The organism is Alteromonas sp. AO-Serp (assembly GCF_017849675.1).
Taxonomy (GTDB): Bacteria; Pseudomonadota; Gammaproteobacteria; order Enterobacterales; family Alteromonadaceae; genus Alteromonas; species Alteromonas macleodii.
Map to the genome: position 1 here is coordinate 1 of NZ_JAFLMX010000135.1, position 2,025 is coordinate 2,025.

Here is a 2,025-nt window from a genome sequence, read left to right on the forward strand (position 1 = left end):
AGATGTGTATTAGAGACATCATGTTTTTAACGTAATCAGCGTGTCCTGGGCAGTCTACGTGTGCGTAGTGACGAGTAGGAGTGTCATATTCTACGTGTGAAGTAGAAATGGTGATACCACGTGCTTTCTCTTCAGGCGCGTTATCGATTTGATCGAAAGCCTGTGCGTTACCGCCGTAAGTTTTAGAAAGAACTGTAGTGATAGCTGCAGTTAGGGTAGTTTTACCGTGGTCAACGTGGCCGATTGTACCCACGTTTACGTGGGGTTTCGTACGTTCAAACTTTTCTTTTGCCATTTCTATTATCCCAGCAAAGTTACATTAAAAAATTTAGAAATTTTACATGAGCTGGGGAGAAATAAACTGGTGCTGATAGGCAGATTTGAACTGCCGACCTCACCCTTACCAAGGGTGCGCTCTACCAACTGAGCTATATCAGCACTGATTTGGAGCGGGCAGCGGGAATCGAACCCGCATCATCAGCTTGGAAGGCTGAGGTAATAGCCATTATACGATGCCCGCAATCCTAATTCTCTGGCCACCTCATAGAGAAAGTGGTGGAGGGGGCAGGATTCGAACCTGCGAAGGCTGAGCCGGCAGATTTACAGTCTGCTCCCGTTGACCGCTTGGGTACCCCTCCAGATTGATGGTGCCGACTGCCGGAATCGAACTGGCGACCTACTGATTACAAGTCAGTTGCTCTACCAACTGAGCTAAGTCGGCACTACATCAAGTGGGTGCGCATTCTAGAGTATTGTTTAACTCTGTGCAAGTGTCTTTTTGAAAATTTTTCAATTTTCTTTTTTGACCAATTTTTCAACTAATCAAAAACTTACGTCGATGTTCCCTTTATAAGTTCACTTCGAGCGTAGCGGGCAAGACCCTGCATCACCAAATGAGCGAGGCGCATGTTATCAGCAGATTTTAAGAATGCAAACACTTTTTTGTCTCCACCCCCTAAAATTATGTCAAATTCGGTTTGTTTGCTTGATATGTAATCAACCGCGCTCAAATAAACACCATAAAGGGCAGCATGACACCCTGTTGCCACACAATCTTCTGTATCGGTCCCCACACTAAAGGTGGTCGGAATTTCATCATTCGCGAATACTTTTTTAGTTGAAGCAACCAATGCATTACGCATTACTTGAAATCCAGGTATGATCCAACCGCCTAAATGTTGACCATCCACCACAAAATCAACCGTTATTGCCGTACCTACATCCATAACAAAAAATGCTTTTTTTGACTTTTCTGCAGCACAGACCATGGCGAGCCATCTATCAACGCCCATTTTTTGAACATTCGCGTAACTATTTTTTATGCCGAAGGCTTCTTTCTCGGTGTGCTTTTCTACAAAAATAATATTTCGCTCGTTACACATGGCGGATATTTCATCAACCAGCTCCTGATTTCTTACTGAAGCTATATATAAATGGGAAATTTTTTTCTGAGAATCAATAAAAGAGAAAAGAGAATTGGCATCTTCGCACGCATTAGGCTCTTCTTCTGCATGACAAAGCAGTGAATATTTTATTCGGGTGTTACCGATATCCACTAATATGACGTGGTTTTCTTCAATGTTGTTCATATTTTTGGTTTCAATCGCAAAGCAATGCGTAAAACGAACGGATAAAATGCTATTTAAAAATCACAAAGATGAACTACGAAGTACTTTTATTATAAAAATGGTCAAAATCTTCGTAGCTCAGCTATAAAGCAAAACAAAAATAAAAAGTTAATTGCCTCTAAGGCTAACTTCGCCGCCGTGGAAACGGGTAATACCGTCTTGCGTTTCAACAAGAAGCGCGCCGCTGGCGTCCACTCCCCTATCAATTCCGGAAAAACGCTTCTCACCCATTTGTAAAACAATGCGTTTATCGGCGTATAAGTCGAGCGCTTCCCAATATGCTGTGAATGGCCCGAAGCCCTGCTGGGTAAATTTAGGTAAATAAGACCAAAGCGATTTAATTATTTCTGCCGCCAATGCATTTCTATCTGGGATAATGCCCAAATATGACGCAAGA

General features: G+C 42.5%; 3 protein-coding genes and 4 tRNA genes. All 7 read right to left on the reverse strand.

The window, feature by feature from the left end; all coding sequences use genetic code 11:
* A partial coding sequence (locus QVA83_RS09860; protein ID WP_287498424.1) for a GTP-binding protein occupies positions 1–295 on the reverse strand: 295 nt, incomplete at its 3' end.
* Between the two features lie 67 nt (positions 296–362).
* Positions 363–438 (reverse strand) — tRNA-Thr (locus QVA83_RS09865).
* Between the two features lie 7 nt (positions 439–445).
* A tRNA-Gly gene (locus QVA83_RS09870) sits at positions 446–520 on the reverse strand.
* A 33-nt stretch (positions 521–553) separates the two neighbouring features.
* Positions 554–638, reverse strand: a tRNA-Tyr gene (locus tag QVA83_RS09875).
* A 7-nt stretch (positions 639–645) separates the two neighbouring features.
* Positions 646–721 (reverse strand) — tRNA-Thr (locus tag QVA83_RS09880).
* 109 nt (positions 722–830) lie between these two features.
* Positions 831–1,589 carry a type III pantothenate kinase gene (locus tag QVA83_RS09885; protein ID WP_156078871.1) on the reverse strand — a complete coding sequence of 253 codons (759 nt, stop codon included), beginning with the start codon at positions 1,587–1,589 and terminating at the stop codon, positions 831–833.
* Between the two features lie 147 nt (positions 1,590–1,736).
* Positions 1,737–2,025: biotin protein ligase-related protein (locus tag QVA83_RS09890; protein WP_502711461.1), on the reverse strand; the 289-nt coding region annotated here is incomplete at its 5' end.

Bases quoted from the DNA above. Each gene is read 5' to 3' on its own strand.
- QVA83_RS09885 (WP_156078871.1), bottom strand. From the start codon at position 1,589: ATGAACAACATTGAAGAAAACCACGTCATATTAGTGGATATCGGTAAC.